Below are 17,572 nucleotides of genomic sequence, written 5' to 3'. Positions count from 1 at the left end.
ATGACCATCACGATGACGACGACGGTGCGCGCCGCGACGCGTACCTGGACGCCGGTCTGCCCGCTCGACCGGCTGGACCCCGAGCGGGGCGTCGCCGCGCTCGTCGACGGCGTGCAGGTGGCCCTCTTCCGCACCGCCGACGGGCTGTTCGCCATCGACAACCTCGACCCGGTCGCCGGGGCGTACGTGCTGTCGCGCGGGATCGTCGGCAGCCGGGGCGGGGTGCCGACGGTCGCCTCGCCGCTGCACAAGCAGGTGTACGACCTGCGCACCGGGGCCTGCCTGGACCTGCCCGGCGTCGCCGTGCCCCGGCACGACGTGCGCTGCCGGGACGGCCTGGTCGAGGTGCGGCTGCGACAGGAGGGGTGAATGCGCGACGAACTGGCGGGCTTCACCATCGGGGTGACCGCCGACCGCCGGCGGGACGAACTCGCCGCGCTCCTCCAGCGGCGGGGCGCCCGGGTGGTGATCGCCCCGGCCCTGCGGATCGTGCCGCTGGCCGACGACACCGACCTGCGGGAGGCCACCCGGGCCTGCCTCGAACGGCCGCCGGACGTCCTCATGGCCAACACCGGCATCGGCATGCGCGGCTGGTTGGAGGCGGCCGAGGGCTGGGGGCTGGCCGAGCCGCTGCGCGGCGTGCTGGCCGGCGCGTACGTGGTGGCCCGGGGGCCCAAGGCGCGCGGGGCCATCCGGGCCGCCGGCCTGCACGACCAGTGGTCACCCGACTCGGAGAGCTGCGAGGAGGTGATCGAGCACCTGTGCCGGCGCGGGGTGGCCGGGCAGGTGATCGCCATGCAGCTGCACGGCGAGCGGCAGCCGGAGTGCACGCTGGCGCTGGAGGCGGCCGGGGCGACCGTGATCGAGGTGCCCGTCTACCGCTGGGCGCCGCCGACCGACCCGGCCCCGCTGCACCGGCTGATCGACCTGGTCGCCGGCCGGCTGGTCGACGCGGTCACCTTCACCTCTGCGCCGGCGGCGGAGGCGCTGCTGCGCGCCGCCGGGGACCGCTCGGACGCGGTGCTGGACGCGTTCCGGGGCGACGTGCTCGCCAGTTGCGTGGGCGCGGTCACCGCGGAGCCCCTGCTGCGGCGCGGGGTGCCGGTCAGCGCGCCGGCCAGGGCCCGCCTGGGCGCCCTGGTCCGGACCATCGTCGACGAACTGCCGCGCCGGACGGTCACCCTGAAGGTGGCCGGTCACCTGCTCACGTTGCGCGGGCACGCCGCCGTGGTCGACGGCGAACTGCGTCCGCTCGCGCCGGCGCCGATGGCGGTGCTGCGGGCGCTGTGCGGCTCGCCGGGCCGGGTGCTGTCCCGGACCGCCCTGCTGCGGACGCTGCCACGCGGCGCCGACGAGCACGCCGTGGAGATGGCGGTGGCCCGGCTGCGCGCCGGGTTGCGCGCGCCCCGGGTGGTGCAGACGGTCGTCAAGCGCGGCTACCGCCTCCGGGTCGACTGACGCGACCCGGAGGCGGTAGCCGTCCCGTTCAGCCGACCGGCGCCGGGTAGCCCCGGCCGTGCTCGGCCTCGAGGCGGAGCATGGCGTGTTCCACGACGGTCACCAGCACCTGCTTGACCGCGTCCCGGTGCCGGGCGTCGGTCAGCACCAGCGGCACGTCCGGCGAGATGGCCAGCGCCTCGCGGACCTCCTCCAGCTCGTACTGCGGCGCGCCGTCGAAGCGGTTCAACGCCACGACGTACGGCAGCCTGCGGTTCTCGAAGTAGTCCAGCGGCGCGAAGGCGTCGGTGATCCGGCGGGTGTCCACCAGCACGGCCGCCCCCACCGCGCCCTTGATGATCTCGTCCCACATGAACCAGAAGCGGGTCTGGCCCGGCGTGCCGAAGAGGTACAGGATCAGGTCCTCGGCCATGGTGATCCGGCCGAAGTCCATGGCGACCGTGGTGGTCTGCTTCCCCGGCACCTTGGACGGGTCGTCGATGCCGACACCGGCCGCGGTCATCACCGCCTCGGTTCTCAGCGGAGTGATCTCCGAGATCGCGCCGACCAGGGTCGTCTTGCCCACGCCGAAGCCACCCGCGACCACGATCTTCGCGGAGATGATTCCCCGGTTTCGGCGGGCCCCGGCGGGGTCATAGCCTGCGAAGTCCACTTAGCACCCTTCCAAGGATTTCCATCCGCTCCTCGAACCCCTCGGCGGGAGCGGCAGTGTGTAGCGTCAGCAGGCTCTCGGCCACCATGTCGGCGACCAGCACCCGGGTGACGCCCAGCGGCATCCGGGTGTACGCGGAGATCTCGGCCAGCGACTGCGCCCGGCCCTCACAAACGGTGGCGATGCGGTGCTTGTCGTGCCCCGCGAAGCGGGCCTCCGCAGCCTGGGTCGCGCTGGCCGTCAGGACCGCCTCCAGGGCGATGTCCATTCGGGCCTCGGTCCGGCCGCGGGTGACCGCGTACGGCCGTACCAGCGCACCACGTGGGTCCACGCGCCGTTGGTCCATCGACGATCACCTCCTCTCCCGGCCGGGCCCCTGGTCGGGCACCGGATCCTCTCGTTCCTGGCGACGCACTCCGCGCGTCGCGCCCGCTAGGACCGCACCGCGTCCCGGGGCAGCGGCACCAGCGCCGCGCCGACGCGCTCGACCAGCAGCGCCATCTCGTAACCCACCTGACCGACGTCGCAGCTGCGGGCCGCCAGCACGGCCATCGACGAGCCGTCGCTGATCGACATCAGGAACAGGTAGCCGCTGTCCATCTCGATGACCGTCTGGAGCACACCGCCGGCGCTGAACATCCGGGCGGCGCCCTCGGTCAGGCTGACCACGCCCGAGGTGATCGCCGCGAGCTGGTCCGCCCGGTCCGCGGGCAGGTCCCGCGAGGAGGCGAGCAGCAGCCCGTCGGCGGACACCGCCACCACGTGGGCGATCCCCGCCACGCTGTCGGCGAAGTTGGTGAGCAACCAACTCATGTCCTGCATGGCCGCTGGCCTGTTCATCGACTCGTCTCCTTGGTCGAGGTGCTGTTCTGGTCCGTTCCGGCCGCCCGGCCGCGCTGCACGCCGCGGTGGTAGGCCGACAACAGGCCCCGAACTTCGTCCGGGGTACGCCGGCTGCGGTCGCGGCCGCCCCGGGGCTCGATCCCGCCGGGCACGAGCTGTGCCTGCGGCTGCCGCTTGGGCAGCCCCGAGCGGGTGGTGCCGGCGGTGGCGGGGGCCGCCGCCCGGCTGGCCCGGGACCAGCCCTCGTCTGCCGCGGTCCGCCAGGCGTCCGCGTCGGTCGCGGGCGCCGCCGGGGCCGGTTCCGCGACCGGCGGCGCAGGGGGCGCGGCGGGGGGCGGTGCCGCAGGGGGTGTGTCCGGCGTGGTGGGCCGCGCCGCAGCCGGCGGCGGGGTGTACGACGGCGGTGCCGGCTGCGCGGGCGGCGGGGCGGTGTCGGTGCTGCCCGGCGTACGCGTGGGCAGTCGGGGCGCGCGGGGCTGCGCCGGTGCCGACTGGGCGGCGGCCGGCGTCCCGACGGCGGGTGCTCCGGCGCTGGGCGCCCCGGCGGCCTGCTGGGCCGCGGCCGACTGGCTGAAGTCGGGGCGGGTGAAGATGGCCGTGGCGTCGTTACCGTGCGACCGGAACCACACCGCCTCCATCTCCCGGAAGATCGGTGCCTCGGCCGGCAGCTCGGCACGCGGGGTGATCGGCGCGGCGGGGGCGGGCGGGGCCGTGGCCGCCAGGCCGGCCCCGAGGCCGCGACCGGCGCCCGGGTCGGTGCCGAAGCCGGTCTCCCGGGCGGAGCCGGCGAACCCCGCCGACAGCCCGGTGGCCGGCGAGCCGGCGATCGGGCCGACCGGCAGGCCCGGCGCCGGGGCCTCCCCGCCGGGGACGCGCTTGGGCAGCGGGTCGACCGTGGGGTACGCGACGGTCGGCGTACCGACCGAGGCGCCTCCGCCGGCGAAGGCCGGCCGGGCCGGGGGCGCCGGCGGAGCGGCCGGCTGCGTCGGCGTCAGGCCGCCGGCCTGCACCGGGGCCGCGGTGTCCCGCGCCTGTTCCGGGGCCTGCCACGGCGTCGGGGCGGCGGTCCGCCACTGGTCGGTGAGGGTGGCCGAGGCGGTACGCCCCGCGCCGGCGGCCGGCTCGCCGAGACCGGCCGGGGTGAGCGGGTTCTGCTCGACCGCGAGCGGCTGCCGGGGCCGGGTGATCTGCTGGTCCCGGCTGTGCACGGGCGGCAGCACCACCGTCGCGGCGGGGAGCGTCACCTGGGCGACGGTGCCGCCCTCCACGTTGCGGCGCAGCTCCACCCGGATGCCGTAGCGGGAGGCCAGCCGGCTGACCACGGCCAGACCCATCAGCCGGAACGCCGCGACGTCGACGCTCGGCGGGGCGGCCAGTCGCCGGTTGAGCGAGTCGAGCTGGTCGTCGGTCAGGCCGAGGCCCCGGTCCTCGACCTGGATCAGGACGTAGTCCCGGATCCGCCGGCCGTCGGCGACCACGGTGGTGGTCGGCGGCGAGAAGCGGGTGGCGTTGTCGAGCAGCTCGGCGACGAGCCGGACCACGTCGTTGACCGCGTGCGCCGCGACCGAGATGTCGGTGTCGACGGTGCCGAACTCGATCCGGTTGTAGAGCTCCACCTCGGACTGCGCGGCCCGCAGCACGTCCACCAGGAGGGCGTCGTCGCGGCGCGGCACGGCCGAGTCGGCGCCGGCCAGGACGAGCAGGTTCTCGTCGTTGCGGCGCATCCGGGTGGCGAGGTGGTCCAGCTCGAAGAGCTGCGCGAGCCGCTTCGGGTCCTCCTCGCCGCGCTCGATCGCGTCGAGCTCGCCGATCATCCGGTCGACCAGGGTCTGACTGCGCCGGGCCAGGTTGAGGAACATCGCCGAGACGCTGGTACGCAGCGCGGCCTGCTCGGCCGCCACCCGGACCGCCTCGCGGTGCACGACGTTGAAGGCGAGGGCGACCTGGCCCACCTCGTCGCGGTTGTTGAGCTTGATCGGGTCGCGTACCTGCCGGACGATCTCCTCGACGCCGCCGTCGCCGACGTTGCCGACGTTCTGCAGCCGCTTGACCGCGTCCGGCAGGTCGTGGTTGGCCACCGAGAGGGCGCCCTCCCGCAGCCGGCGCAGCGAGTGGTTGAGCGAGCGGGCCAGCACCACGGCGAGGGTCACCGCGACGATGAGGGTCAGCAGCACCAGTGCCGTCTCGATGAAGGCCTGCCGGATGACGTCCGACTGGGCCTGGTCGGCCTGAGTGAGCAGCCGGTCCTGGAGCCGGATCTCGGCCCAGCGCATGAGGTCGTTGACCGCGCCGATGGCGGCGGTGGCGTCCTGGGCGGTCACCGGCGAGGGCTGCCCGACCGAGCGGGTGATGTCGGCGGCCACCCGGTCGGCGAGGGTGACCGCGTCACCGGAGACCGTGCTGTCGACCAGGGCACGCTGGGTCGGGTCGGCGGCCAGGGAGAAGGCGACCAGTGCCTCCTGCTGACTGGTCAGCGTGGCCACGAAGGAGGAGAACTGCTCCTCGTCGAGCCGGTTGGCGACCAGGGCGGTGTAGACGACCGACTGCTCCTCGGCGACGGCCGCCTTGGCGCGGGCGAACGCGGCGACCGCGCGCCGGGCGTCCGAGAGCCGCTCGTCGCCGGGCAGCTGGGCCAGCCCGTCGCCGTACGCGACCAGGTCGGTGATGATGACGCCGTAGCGGAGCGCCGCCTCGGCGACCGCCATCTGCTGGCGGTCCAGCACCTCCTGCCGGGTGCTGGCGAGCGTCTCCAGGTGCTCGTCGATGGTGGCCAGCCGCTCGCGTACGGCGGCCGGCACCTCGCCGACCCGTCCGCGCTCCGCCCGGTACGCCTCGACCCGCTCGTCGGTGCTGCGCACCCGCAGGTTGTAGGCGTCGGCCTTCTGCTGCGGCGTCGACAGGAAGGCGGCGGCGGCCATCCGCTCGGCGTGCAGGTCCTGCGTCAGCGCGGAGACGTCGACGGAGAGCGCGGTCAGCGCCCGGGCCTGGTTGGCGTCGAAGGTGTTCTCGCCGACGGCGACGAGGCGGACCGTGGCCAACGCGAGCACCGCGGCGACCGGCACGACCAGGATCAGGGCGAGCTTGGAGCGGATCCGCACGTCGCGGAGCCGGGGCAGCCGACGCCGCTTGGGCTGTTCGGTGTCGCCACTCGCGGGCAGGGTCGTCGGTCCGGTGCTCACGACATCGCCTCCGTCGTTTCTTCCACGCCTGCCCCGCCGACTCGCGCCCGGTGCAGCGGACTGCGCCACACGCGGCACGGCCGCGATTTCATCAGAACTGATCCTGTTTGGGAAGTCGCGGCGGGGTAGGAAACGGTCGCACGGCTCGCATCCCGTGATCCGGTCAACTAATACCTTCAATTCTCCATGCCCGTGAACAGGGCATGTAACTCCAGAGTGGTCATCCGTGTCGCATTAGTAAGCGTCTGCAAACTTCCCGTTGCCCCACCATGTGGGATACGCGTCCCGAAACGCTCCGGAGGCTCCGCTTGACCGCGGGGCCTGGCGTTGGCAAGGTTTTGCAGGCTTCGCGCACACCGTACGGCAGACCGATCCCGTTCCTCTACTGAGGACGGACAACCCGGCGGTGACCGGGCATCGTCCCGGGCCGCATCTGGAGGACTGAGTTGACCCCCATCCGCTCCGCGACCGCCGCGGCGCTCGCATCGGCCGTGCTGGCCACCACGCTCACCGGCTGCCAGTTCGGGGCGGACGAGCAGGACACCAGCCCCATCGTCATCGCCGCGGACCTCGAACTCTCCGGCGCGGCGGCGCCCATCGGCAAGGCGTACCAGCGGGCGTTGGAACTGAAGGTCGAGCAGCTGAACGCCTCCGGCGCGCTGAACGGCCGGAAGGTCGACCTGAGGGTGAAGGACAACCGGTCGGACGCGAGCGAGTCGCTGCGCAACATCGGTGACTTCAGCAGCGATTCCGAAGTCAGCGCCATCATCATGGGCGGCTGCAACGAATGTGCCGTCGGCGCCGTCCGCACCATCAACGAGAAGCGAATTCCCACCATTGCGCTCGCCGCGTCCAGCGCCGTGTCCACCCCGGTCGCCGAACGGCGGTACGTGTTCAAGCTCTCTCCGAACGCGGCCGACAGCGCCGCGGCCCTCGCCTCCGAGATGCGCCGCAAGGGTGTCCGCAAGGCGGGCGTGCTGCACAGCGACGACGCCTACGGCCGCGAGGGGTTGACCGCGCTGCGCGCCGAGTTCGCGAAGGCCGGCGTCAAGCTGCTGCGCGAGGAGGCCGTGCGCACCACCGACACCGAGGTGGGCCAGCAGGTCAAGGACCTGCTGGCGAAGAAGCCGGACTCGCTGGTCGTGTGGACCCCGGCGGAGCAGGCGACGCTCGCCGCCACCGCCGCCCAGCAGGCCAAGTTCGAGGGCGAGCTCTTCTTCGACGCGGCGGCGGCCGGCGACCTCTTCCTCGGCGCCGCGTCCCGGGCGACCGAACGCGCCACGCTGGTCTTCACCCAGACCATGGTGATCGACGACGTGATCGCCACCACCCCGGCCAAGGCGGCCCGCCGCCAGTGGTTCCAGGACTACACCGCCCGCTTCGGCGGCTACAACGGTTCCTCCTCGTTCGCGGCCGACGCGGTGCAGCTCATCGCCGACGCCGAGCTGCGCTCGGGCGGCGAGCCCGGCGAGGTCGACCGCGACGGCATCCGCGACGTGCTGGAGACGACCCAGTTGGACGGCCTCTCCGGGCCGATCCGGATGACCCCGGACAACCACTCCGGCCTGATGCCGCAGGCCCTCACCACCCTGGTCGCACGCAACGGGCGCTGGCGCCTCGCGGGCTGACCGGCCGGTCGGTGGCGGAGGGGTGCCGGCGCGCGGCAGCGCGCCGGACCAGCGTCATGGTGTGGCCCGCCGTGTCCCGGCGGGCCACACCATCAACCGTTCGAGCAGGTCAGCGGGCCGACGTGGTGGCGCGGACCCACGGCAGGGCGAGCCGCTCGACCAGGGACAGTGCGCTGTAGAGCAGGATGCTCATCAGCGCGATCAGCACGATCGCCGCCCAGGCGGTCGCGGTGTCCCCCACGCCGTTGTACTGCAGGATCTGGTAGCCCAGCCCCGGCTTGTCCGAGTAGAACTCGCCGATCACCGCGCCGATCGCGGCCAGCGGCATCGCCACCTTGAGCCCGACGAACATCTGCGGCAGCGCGGCGGGGAAGCGCACCTTGCGGAACGCCTGCCACCACGAGGCGTTCAGCGAGCGGGCCAGCTCGGCCAGGTCGTTCGGGGTGGTGGTGAGCCCGGTCGCCGTGGAGAGCACGATCGGGAAGAAACAGAGCAGGAACACCATGGTCAGGATCGGCTTCGCACCCCAGCCGACCGAGACCACCAGCAGCGGGCCGAGGGCGATCTTCGGCACCGCGTTGACCGCCACCAGCAGCGGCGCGAACATCCGCTCGACGCGCCGGGACCCGGCCAGGGCCATCCCGATCAGCACCCCGGCCACCGCCGACAGCAGGAAGCCGACCACGGTCATCATGGTGGTGACACCCAGCGCCGGCAGCAACACGTCGGTTCCCGCGACCATCGCCTGCCACACCGCCTGCGGCGGGGGCAGCGACACCGGGTGCACGAGTTGCAGGCCGGACGTGACCAGCCACCAGGCGGCCAGCGTGATCACGGCGCCGAGCAGCGGCAGCCCGACGGCCGCCGGGCGGACGCCGGATCGGCGCGGGGGCGCGCCGGCGCCCGCGGGCTTCTTCCCGGCGTGGCCGGGCCGGGTAGCGGTCGTCTCCGTCACGGGTTCTCCTCTCCTGCCGGCCGGGCCGGCACGCGACGGGGGTGCGGCCCCCAGGTCACCCCGGGTGGACCGCACCCCCGTGCTCACGGTCGGCGTACGTCAGGCCTTCGGCGCGAGGCTGAAGTCGATGATCTGGTCGGGGGTGATGTTCTGCTTGAGCGCGCCGGCGCCCTGGAGGATCGCGATGCTCTTGGCTACCCGGCCGCTGTCCAGCGTGCCGAGCTGGGTGCCGGAGTTGTTGGAGCGCACGTAGCCGGCCATGAGCTGGAGCTCGGCGGCGGCCGCGGCGGGGTTGGCGGCGTCGACGTTCTTCTTCAGCAGCTCGCCCGCCTCCTGCGGGTTGGTCAGCGCGTACTCCAGGCCCTTCATCAGGGCCCCGGTGAAGCGCTTGACCATCTCCGGCTTCTCCTTGGCGAGCTTGGATGAGGTGATCAGCACGTTGCCGTAGAGGTCCTGCATCACGTTGCTGTACGGCAGCATGACGGCCTTCTGCTTGGTCACCGTCTCGATGGTGGGCTGGCCGACGACGAACTGGCCGATGCCGTCCACCGTGCCGGAGCCGAGCATGCCCATCAGGGCCTGGGCCTGACCATTGACCCACTGCACCTTGCTGGCGTCCACGCCGGCCATCCGGGCGTACGTCGGGAAAAGGTTGCGCACGACGGAGCCCTCGGTGTCGGCGAGCTTCTTGCCCTCCAGGTCCTTCGGCGACGCGATGCCCTTGCCCTCGACGGTGGCGATGGCGGCCATGGTGCGCTGCTGGATCGCGGCGACCGCGACGAAGTCCTTGGCCTGGCCGCTGCCGAGCTGGAGCAGGCCGCCGGTGAGGTCGATCGGGCCGAACTGGGCCTGCCCGCCGACGACCTGCTGGATCACCGCGCCTGTGCCCTGACCCGGCTTGATGTCGACGTCGAACCCGGCCTCCTTGAAGAAGCCCTTCTCCTTCGCGACCCAGGCGTAGGAGTCACGGCCGAAGTTGCCGAACGAGGTGAGGTAGGTCACCTTCTCCAGCGCCCCGCCGCTGCCGCCCTTGGCGTCGGCGCCGGAGTCCGAGTCGCCGCTGCACCCGGAGACCAGGGCGAGGGCGGTGGCCAGCGCAGCGGCAGCGACCGTACGGGTCAGCCTTCTCATCAGTGCACCATGTCCTTTCCGACCGGAGCGGCGCGCCGCCGCCGGAGGGGGTTGTCTGGCGGGCCGGCCGAGGGGTTGAGCCGGCACCAACCGTCGTGAGGGGACTCTTAGCTGGCACAGCGTACGAGAAACCGCCCCCGACAATGCCAGGCGTATGGGTTTCGTTACGGAAAAATCCTCGCGTCCACCCCGGACGACGTGCTGTCCACACGGGGCGGTTACCCTGGGCCGCGATCGCTGATCCCCGACTCAGGGAGGCCGCCGGAGATGATCCAGCTTTCCGGGGTGTCCCGCACCTTCGACGGCCGCAGCGGCCGCGTCGAGGCGCTGCGCGGCATCGACCTCGACGTGGCGGCGGGTGAGTTCGTCGCCGTACTCGGCCGCTCCGGTTGCGGCAAGTCCACCCTGCTGCGCCTGATCGCCGGCCTGCTCCCGGTGAGCGAGGGCAGGATCACCGTGGCCGGTACGCCGATCACCAAGCCGCGCCGGGACATCGCGATGCTCTTCCAGCGGCCCGCCCTGCTCCCCTGGCGCACGGTCCTGGACAACGTGCTGCTCCCGGTGGAGATGTTCGGCTGGAAGCGGGCCAAGCACCGCGACCGGGCCCGGCAACTGCTGGACCTCGCCGGGCTGGGCGGCTTCGAGAAGCGGCTACCGCACGAACTCTCCGGCGGCATGCAGCAACGGGTCTCGCTGTGCCGGTCGCTGATCGGCGAGCCCCGGGTGATGCTGATGGACGAGCCGTTCTCCGCGCTCGACGCGCTCACCCGCGAGGAGCTCTCCGGCGAGCTGCAACGCGTGCACATGACGTCCGGGGCCACCGTCGTCTTCGTCACCCACTCGATCGACGAGGCGGTGCTGCTGGCCGACCGGGTGGTCGTACTCAGCCCCCGCCCCGGCCGGATCCGCAAGGTGGTGGACGTCAACATCCCGCGACCGCGCACCCTCGGCCGCAACGCGCACCTGGCGGACGTCGCCCGGGTCAGCGCCGACCTGCACGAACTCCTCATGGAGCGGGACCTGCCGGCGACAGCCGGCGCGGAGGGACGATGAGCATGCGGGTCACCGTCTTCACGGAGCCGCACCGGGGCGCCAACTACGACGACCAGCTCCGCTTCGCCCGGCTGGCCGAGGACGGCGGCTTCGAGGGCTTCCTCCGCGCCGACCACTACCAGGCGATGGGGGACGAGGCCGCGCTGCCCGGCCCGACCGACGCCTGGCTGACGCTCGCCGCGCTGGCCAGGGAGACCAGCCGGATCCGGCTCGGCACCCTGGTCACCTCCGCCACCTTCCGGCTGCCCGGCCCGCTGGCCGTCATGGTGGCCCAGGTGGACCAGATGAGCGGCGGCCGGGTCGAGCTCGGCATCGGCGCCGGCTGGTACGAGCGGGAGCACGTCTCCTACGGCATCCCGTTCCCCGGCGTCGGCGAGCGCTTCGACCGGCTGGCCGAGCAGCTGGAGATCATCACCGGGCTGTGGCGGACGCCGCCGGGCGAGACGTACAGCTTCACCGGCGACCACTACCGGCTGGTGGACGCCCCCGCGCTGCCGAAGCCGGTGCAGGTGCCCGGCCCGCCGGTCATCGTCGGCGGCCGCGGCCCGAAGCGCACCCCCGAACTCGCCGCCCGGTACGCCGACGAGTTCAACATGCCGTTCAAGACCGTCGCGGAGACCGCCGCCGCGTACGAGCGGGTGCGGGAGGCCTGTGACCGGGCCGGCCGGGCCGAGTCGGGACGCGCCCCGCTCACCCTCTCCGCCGGGCTCGTGGTGGCGATCGGTCGCACCGACGCCGAGGCGCACCGCCGCGCCGCACCGCTGCACGTCAAGAGCGCACTGCCGCCCGAGGACCCGGTGGTCGGCTCGCCCGCGCAGCTCGTCGACCGGATCGGCGAGTTCGCCGCGATCGGCGCCACCCGGGTGCACCTGCGGCTGATCGACTTCGCCGACCTCGACCACCTGGAGCTCATCGCCGCCGAGGTGCTCCCCCGACTGGACGGAACCCGATGACAGACGCGCACCTCGAACTCGGCCCGGTGGGCCAGGAGATCGTGTACGAGAACGACCGGGTCCGGGTCTGGCACATCCGCCTGGAGCCGGGCGAGCGGCAGCCGCTGCACCGGCACGACCACCCGTACCTCGTGGTGGCGATCCAGGGGGCGAAGAACGTCGTACAGACGATCGACGGCACCCTCATCGACGCCGACGAGCCGACCGGCGGGGTGGTCTACCGGGACCCGGGGGCCGTGCACATGCTGACCAACGTGGGCGACACGACGTACCTGGCCAGGCTGGTCGAACTGAAGTAACCGCGGGCCGGCGGGTCGCCCCCCGCTCGCGGCGCGCCGGTGGCGACCTGGTCAACAGGTGCGTAACGTGCCGGACATGGCCTTTCGGACCTGGGGCAGACTGCTGCTCACCGCGCTCGGGGTGAGCCTGCTGGCCGGGGCCGGTCAGCTCGGCATCGCCTTCGGCTTCGGCATCGTCCGGCTCTCCGGCACCTTCACCGGCGCCACCGTCAACCAGTGGCCGGCCCAGCTCGTCTGGGCGGGCTGGTTCGCGGCGAACGCCGCCGTGGTGGGCGCGGTGCTCACCGAGCGCCTGGCCCGCCGGGACGGAGGGCTGGCCGGCACCGGGCGCCTGCTCGCCGTCGCCGGCGCCGCCGCGCTGGGCGCCACCGTCGTCGCGCCGCTCTGTATGCAGCCGGCCAGGGCGGCCGAACTCGTCTCCATGGACCCGGTCTGGGCCGTCGGCATCTGTGCGGTCCTCGGTGCACTGGTCGGCGCGGGCGCCGCCCTCGCCGTACTGCTCCAGCCGCCGGTGGGATGGAACGTGGCGGCGATCGCGGGCGCGGTCTGGCTGCTGGCCCTGGTCTCGGTGGCGCCGACGCTGGTCTCGACCGGGCCGCTGGACACCGTACGACTGGGCGTGCTGGAGCCGGCGTCCCTCGACGCCGGCGCGGCGCAGGGGCTGGCCCTGGTGGTCCTGCCGCTGGTGGCACTGCTGGCCGGCGCGGCGACCGGCGGGCTGGCCCGGTGGCGGGGCCACCCGCCGCTGGTCAGCGGCGCGACGGGGGTGGCGGGACCGGTGCTGGTCGCGTTCGCCTACCTGACCGCCGGTCCGGGCGACACCGCCGACCGCTACCAACTCACGCCGTACTACGCGGCGCTGCTCGCGGTGGCCGCCGGCGCGCTCGGATCGGCCGCAGCCGCGCTGCTGCGCTGGCCGCTCGTCACGCGCACCGCCCCCACCGGGGCCATCGAGCCGACCGACATCCTCCGGCCGCTGCCCACCGGCCCGGCCCTGCCGCGGACCCCGGCGTCCACCGGCGACGAGCCGGAGACGGTCGACCTGGCCGGCGCCGCCCCGGTCGTCGCCGACCAGGCCGGCGCCACGGGCCCCGGCGCGGTCACCGCCGCCACCGGCGACGGCTCGGCGCCCCGGGTTGTTCCGCCGCACTGGGACTGGCCCGCCGACGGAGGGATCGTCCCGGCTCCCGCCGCCGACGCCCGGACGGGCACGGCTCCCGAGTGGACGGCCGAATCGCCGGCCTCGGCTCCCGGCGACCTGTTCACAGTCGACCGCCCGCGCGAACCGGAGACCAGCCGCACACCGGACAGCACCGACGAGCAGGCCCCGACCACCTCGGTTGCACCGGTTGCACCGACCGTTCCGGCCAGCCCGGTCGCCGACGAAACGCCGCCAGCCGAGAAGACGACGCCCGGCGCTCAGCCCACCGGGAAGGTGACGCCCGGCGCGCAATTCGCCGGGCAGGCGACGCCCGCTGGAGTGCCGACCGAGGAACCGACGCCCGCCGGACAGCCGACCGAGGGGGCGACAACCGCCGGACAGCCGATCGAGAGGGCGCGGCCCGGCGCGCAGCCCGCCGCGGAGGCGACGCCCGCGGGCCAGCCGGCAGAAGCGGTCGCCGAACAGCAGGCCGTCCCGAGCGCGCCCAAGCCCCGCCGTACGCGTAAGCCCCGGTCGACGCGTCAGCCCGCCGCCACGGTGGCACCGGAGGGTGCGGGCCCGACGCCCGACGCCACGGGCAGCCCCGTGACCGGGCCCACCGCACCGGTCACTGCGGTGTCGTCGCCATCCCCGGACGCCCCCGCCGCGCTCGGCACCACGACCAGCACGACCGCACCCGGTACGACGACCGGTGCCCCGGCCGAAGCCGCGCCCGACACCACGACCGGCCCCCGGCCGGACGCCACGGTCGGAACCGGGCCCCGCACGACCGGCCCCGAAGCCGGCCCCACGGCCCGAGCCGGATTCGACACCACGACCGGCCCCATCGCCGGAGCCACGCCCGGCAGCACGGCCGGAGCGGTCTCCGGCGCGCCGGATTCGGACGGGAGCGGCCCTCGCGCGGTGCCGCTCTTCGCGCCGGACGGCGAGGCGGCTCCCGGCCGGGCCGTCGAGTCGGCCGCCGGCGCCGCGTCCCCGTCCGCCCCGGCGTGGCCGGCTCCGCCCCGGCCCCAGGCCGACGGCACCGCCGAGGCGGCACAGCCGGCCGCAGAACCCGCGCCGGACGCGACGCCCCGACCCCGCCACCGGGCCCCGATGCCCGACCTGGCCCGGGCCGCGAACTGGGAGGCGCTCGCCACCGCACGACGGGGCGGCCCCGTCCCGGCGCCCGCCGAGCCCACACCGGAGAACGGCGTCCCCGCCGCCCGGGCGGAGGCACCGTCGCCCGGTTCCCCGTCGCCCGTCGAGGCCGAGCAGCCCACCGGGCGGAATCGGGGCCGGCTGGGCCTGTTCCGCCGTAACCGGCCCCGGGCCGAGGACGCCGAGGCCGACCGGGAGTCCGAGCCGCTGCCGGCGCAGGACGAGGAGTACGTGGACTGGGTCACCGGCCTGAGCAAGCCGGTCCCGGACAACGAACCCGAGCAGGAGAGCGGCCGGCGGTCGTTGCGCTCCACCGGCCGCCACCACCGGGACTGACCCGACCGGCCGACGCCCGCCCCGCCCCGGGAAACCGGAGCCGGGGCGGGCGTCCGCCGTTGCGAACCTCCGCCTCCCGGGCGACCGCCCTCCCGGGCGCCGACTCGGACGGGCGTCGATCCGACGGACGACGGTTCGGACGGATGTCGTCGTCGGACGCGTGGTCGCGCCGCTCAGGCGAGCGGCAGGTAGACCCGGCCGCCGGAGGAGAGGAACTCCTCCGACTTGTCCTTCATGCCGCGCGCCGCGTACTCCTTCAGCTCCTGGGTGATCTTCATGGAGCAGAACTTCGGGCCGCACATCGAACAGAAGTGGGCGGTCTTCGCCGGCTCCGCCGGCAGCGTCGCGTCGTGGTACGACCGCGCGGTCTCCGGGTCCAGCGACAGATTGAACTGATCCTCCCAGCGGAACTCGAACCGCGCCTTCGACAGCGCGTCGTCCCACGCCTGCGCGCCCGGGTGTCCCTTGGCCAGGTCGGCCGCGTGCGCCGCGATCTTGTACGCGATCACGCCGGCCTTGACGTCGTCGCGGTCCGGCAGCCCCAGGTGCTCCTTGGGGGTCACGTAGCAGAGCATGGCGGTGCCGAACATGCCGATCATCGCCGCGCCGATCGCCGACGTGATGTGGTCGTACGCGGGGGCGATGTCGGTGGTCAGCGGGCCGAGGGTGTAGAACGGCGCCTCGTGGCACCACTCCTGCTGGAGGTCCACGTTCTCCTTGATCTTGTGCATCGGCACGTGCCCGGGGCCCTCGATCATCACCTGCACGTCGTGCTCCCAGGCGACCTTCGTCAGCTCGCCGAGGGTACGCAGCTCGGCGAACTGCGCGGCGTCGTTGGCGTCCGCGATCGAACCCGGGCGCAGTCCGTCGCCGAGCGAGAACGTCACGTCGTAGCGGGCCAGGATCTCGCACAGCTCGGCGAAGTTCGTGTAGAGGAAGTTCTCCTCGTGGTGCGCCAGGCACCACGCCGCCATGATCGAGCCGCCCCGCGACACGATCCCGGTCACCCGGTCCACCGCCAGCGGCACATACGGCAGCAACACCCCCGCGTGCACCGTCATGTAGTCGACGCCCTGCTCGGCCTGCTCGACGACGGTCTCCCGGAACACCTCCCAGCTCAGCTTCACCGGGTCGCCGCCGACCTTCTCCAGCGCCTGGTAGATCGGCACGGTGCCGATCGGCACCGGCGAGTTCCGGACGATCGCCTCGCGCGTCTCGTGGATCCGCTTGCCGGTCGACAGGTCCATCACCGTGTCCGCGCCCCAGCGGGTCGCCCAGGTCAGCTTCTCCACCTCCTCGGCGACCGACGAGGTGACCGCCGAGGTGCCGATGTTGGCGTTCACCTTCACCAGGAACGCCTTGCCGATGATCGCCGGCTCGCACTCGGGGTGGTTGACGTTGAGCGGCAGCACGGCCCGCCCGGCGGCGATCTCGTCCCGGACGAACTGCGGCGCCATGCCCTCCCGGACCGCCACGAACTCCATCTCCGGCGTCACCACGCCGGCCCGCGCGTACGCGAGCTGGGTGGGGCGGCGGCCGTCGACGCCGGCGAGCGGGGTGCCCGCACCCCGGACCGGGGCGACGTCGCCACGCTCGGCGATCCACGGCCCGCGCAGTGGCGGCAACCCGACCTCGGGGTCGGAGCCGGGTCCCGACGTGTCGTAGAGCCGCAGCGGCGGGTTGTCACCGGTCAGTTCCACCTCGGCGAACGGCACCCGCACGTCCGGCCGGGGCCCCTCCACGTACACCTTGCGACGTGCCTGCATGACAGCCTCCCTGGTGATCAAGCGGACCAGCCGAAGTGGTCCAGCGGGCCGCGTCCCGCGCCCAGTTCCCAGTCCCGCGCGCCGGTCAGCGCGCGGAGGACGTACTCCTTGGCGGCGGCCACCGCCGTCGGCACCGGGTCGCCGAGCGCCAGCCGGACGGCGATCGCCGCCGAGAACGAGCACCCGGTGCCGTGGTTGTGCCGGGTGTCGACCCGGGGCGCGCGGAGCAGGGTGGTGACGCCGCCGCCGTGCAGCACGTCGACCGCCTCGCCGTCGGCGTCCACGTCGCCGCCGGTCACCACCACGTGCGCCGGCCCGCCGGCGGCCAGCGCCTCGGCGGCGGCCACCATCTCCTCGACCGTGGTCACCGGGCGTCCGGTGATGGCCGCGGCCTCAGCGCAGTTCGGCGTCGCCACCTGCGCGTACGGCAGCAGCCGCTCCACGGCGGCGACCACGCCCAGCCGGTGCCCGCTGGTGGCGACGAGGACCGGGTCGACGACGAGGTGCGGCAGCCGGCCGTCCTTCGCGGCGTCGGCCACCGCGTCGGCGACCGCCGGGGTGCCGAGCACACCCGTCTTGACCGCGCGGACGGTGAAGTCGGCGAGCACGCTGTCGAGCTGCTCGCTGACCGTGCGCGGCGGCAGCGGCAGCACGGCGTCGACGCCCCTCGTGTTCTGCGCGGTGACCGCGGTGAGCACGCTGGTCCCGTACGCGCCGAGGGCCGCGAAGACCTTCAGGTCGGCCTGGATGCCGGCACCCGCGCCGGAGTCGGAGCCGGCGATGGTGAGGACGGTCGTCGGGGTCATCGTTCCTCTTCCGTGGTGGCGGACGGGAGCTCGGGCCGGACCTGCGCGCTCGCGGCGCTGGCGGGCCGGCTCGCCGTGGCGGCGGCTGCCGTGGCGGCGGCTGCCGTGGCGGCGGCTGCCGTGGCGGCGGCTGCCGTGACGGTGGCTGCCGCCGCCTCGGGGTCGTCGGCGCGCATGACGGCACCCAGCACCGCCACCCCCACGGCACCCG

15 protein-coding genes and 1 pseudogene are annotated in these 17,572 nt (G+C 74.0%); 7 read left to right on the top strand and 9 right to left on the bottom strand.

Annotated features, from left to right (window positions below):
- Window positions 1–369, top strand: a complete 369-nt coding sequence (gene nirD, locus ACFHW0_RS05000) for a nitrite reductase small subunit NirD (RefSeq protein ID WP_416605753.1) — start codon at window positions 1–3, stop codon at window positions 367–369.
- Window positions 370–1,458, top strand: a complete 1,089-nt coding sequence (locus ACFHW0_RS04995; RefSeq protein WP_121399859.1) for a uroporphyrinogen-III synthase — start codon at window positions 370–372, stop codon at window positions 1,456–1,458.
- A 28-nt stretch (window positions 1,459–1,486) separates the two neighbouring features.
- Here ACFHW0_RS04995 and ACFHW0_RS04990 read toward each other — a convergent pair whose 3' ends face one another.
- The 4 genes from ACFHW0_RS04990 to ACFHW0_RS04975 form a co-directional block, all read right to left on the bottom strand.
- The gene (locus ACFHW0_RS04990) at window positions 1,487–2,110 is read right to left on the bottom strand and encodes a GTP-binding protein (RefSeq protein ID WP_088998389.1); all 624 of its coding nucleotides are present in this window, start codon (window positions 2,108–2,110) and stop codon (window positions 1,487–1,489) included.
- The gene (locus tag ACFHW0_RS04985) at window positions 2,091–2,456 is read right to left on the bottom strand and encodes a DUF742 domain-containing protein (protein WP_088998388.1); all 366 of its coding nucleotides are present in this window, start codon (window positions 2,454–2,456) and stop codon (window positions 2,091–2,093) included. The genes ACFHW0_RS04990 and ACFHW0_RS04985 overlap by 20 nt, the downstream gene beginning before the upstream one ends.
- Window positions 2,457–2,542: 86 nt before the next feature.
- Entirely contained in the window at window positions 2,543–2,950 is a 408-nt protein-coding gene (locus tag ACFHW0_RS04980) for a roadblock/LC7 domain-containing protein (protein WP_067359650.1), read from the bottom strand.
- The gene (locus ACFHW0_RS04975) at window positions 2,947–6,132 is read right to left on the bottom strand and encodes a nitrate- and nitrite sensing domain-containing protein (RefSeq protein WP_416605751.1); all 3,186 of its coding nucleotides are present in this window, start codon (window positions 6,130–6,132) and stop codon (window positions 2,947–2,949) included. The genes ACFHW0_RS04980 and ACFHW0_RS04975 overlap by 4 nt, the downstream gene beginning before the upstream one ends.
- Before the next feature lie 446 nt (window positions 6,133–6,578).
- On the opposite strand from ACFHW0_RS04975, the gene ACFHW0_RS04970 reads away from it, so the two are divergent.
- Window positions 6,579–7,760: an ABC transporter substrate-binding protein gene (locus ACFHW0_RS04970; RefSeq protein WP_416605750.1), complete on the top strand. Its 1,182-nt coding sequence runs from the start codon at window positions 6,579–6,581 to the stop codon at window positions 7,758–7,760.
- 109 nt (window positions 7,761–7,869) lie between these two features.
- On the opposite strand, the gene ACFHW0_RS04965 is transcribed toward ACFHW0_RS04970, so the two are convergent.
- Both ACFHW0_RS04965 and ACFHW0_RS04960 read right to left on the bottom strand, forming a co-directional pair.
- The gene (locus ACFHW0_RS04965; protein ID WP_416605749.1) at window positions 7,870–8,715 is read right to left on the bottom strand and encodes an ABC transporter permease; all 846 of its coding nucleotides are present in this window, start codon (window positions 8,713–8,715) and stop codon (window positions 7,870–7,872) included.
- 99 nt (window positions 8,716–8,814) lie between these two features.
- A complete protein-coding gene (locus tag ACFHW0_RS04960; protein ID WP_416605748.1) occupies window positions 8,815–9,846 on the bottom strand; it encodes an ABC transporter substrate-binding protein in 1,032 nt (343 codons plus the stop codon).
- A gap of 267 nt (window positions 9,847–10,113) precedes the next feature.
- On the opposite strand from ACFHW0_RS04960, the gene ACFHW0_RS04955 reads away from it, so the two are divergent.
- The 4 genes from ACFHW0_RS04955 (at window position 10,114) to ACFHW0_RS04940 (ending at window position 14,789) form a co-directional block, all read left to right on the top strand.
- Window positions 10,114–10,899: an ABC transporter ATP-binding protein gene (locus tag ACFHW0_RS04955; RefSeq protein ID WP_121399865.1), complete on the top strand. Its 786-nt coding sequence runs from the start codon at window positions 10,114–10,116 to the stop codon at window positions 10,897–10,899.
- Between the two features lie 2 nt (window positions 10,900–10,901).
- Window positions 10,902–11,852 (top strand): LLM class F420-dependent oxidoreductase, encoded by a 951-nt coding sequence (locus tag ACFHW0_RS04950; protein WP_416606141.1) that lies wholly within the window; start codon window positions 10,902–10,904, stop codon window positions 11,850–11,852.
- The gene (locus ACFHW0_RS04945) at window positions 11,849–12,151 is read left to right on the top strand and encodes a cupin (RefSeq protein WP_088998381.1); all 303 of its coding nucleotides are present in this window, start codon (window positions 11,849–11,851) and stop codon (window positions 12,149–12,151) included. The genes ACFHW0_RS04950 and ACFHW0_RS04945 overlap by 4 nt, the downstream gene beginning before the upstream one ends.
- Before the next feature lie 76 nt (window positions 12,152–12,227).
- Window positions 12,228–14,789, top strand: coding sequence for a hypothetical protein (locus ACFHW0_RS04940; RefSeq protein WP_416605747.1), 2,562 nt, complete (start codon window positions 12,228–12,230; stop codon window positions 14,787–14,789).
- Window positions 14,790–14,962: 173 nt separating this feature from the next.
- Here ACFHW0_RS04940 and thiC read toward each other — a convergent pair whose 3' ends face one another.
- The 3 genes and pseudogenes from thiC to ACFHW0_RS04925 form a co-directional block, all read right to left on the bottom strand.
- Complete coding sequence (gene thiC / locus ACFHW0_RS04935; RefSeq protein ID WP_416605746.1) at window positions 14,963–16,555, bottom strand: phosphomethylpyrimidine synthase ThiC; 1,593 nt, start codon at window positions 16,553–16,555, stop codon at window positions 14,963–14,965.
- Between the two features lie 17 nt (window positions 16,556–16,572).
- Window positions 16,573–17,361 (bottom strand): bifunctional hydroxymethylpyrimidine kinase/phosphomethylpyrimidine kinase, encoded by a 789-nt coding sequence (gene thiD, locus ACFHW0_RS04930; protein ID WP_416605745.1) that lies wholly within the window; start codon window positions 17,359–17,361, stop codon window positions 16,573–16,575.
- Window positions 17,358–17,572 (bottom strand): annotated as a pseudogene (locus ACFHW0_RS04925) (hypothetical protein); the annotation flags it as partial. The pseudogene ACFHW0_RS04925 and the gene thiD, both read right to left, overlap by 4 nt.

Source organism: Micromonospora sp. LOL_025 (assembly GCF_048060285.1).
Taxonomy (GTDB): Bacteria; Actinomycetota; Actinomycetes; order Mycobacteriales; family Micromonosporaceae; genus Micromonospora.
This window is presented reverse-complemented; position numbering and strand designations above follow the sequence as displayed.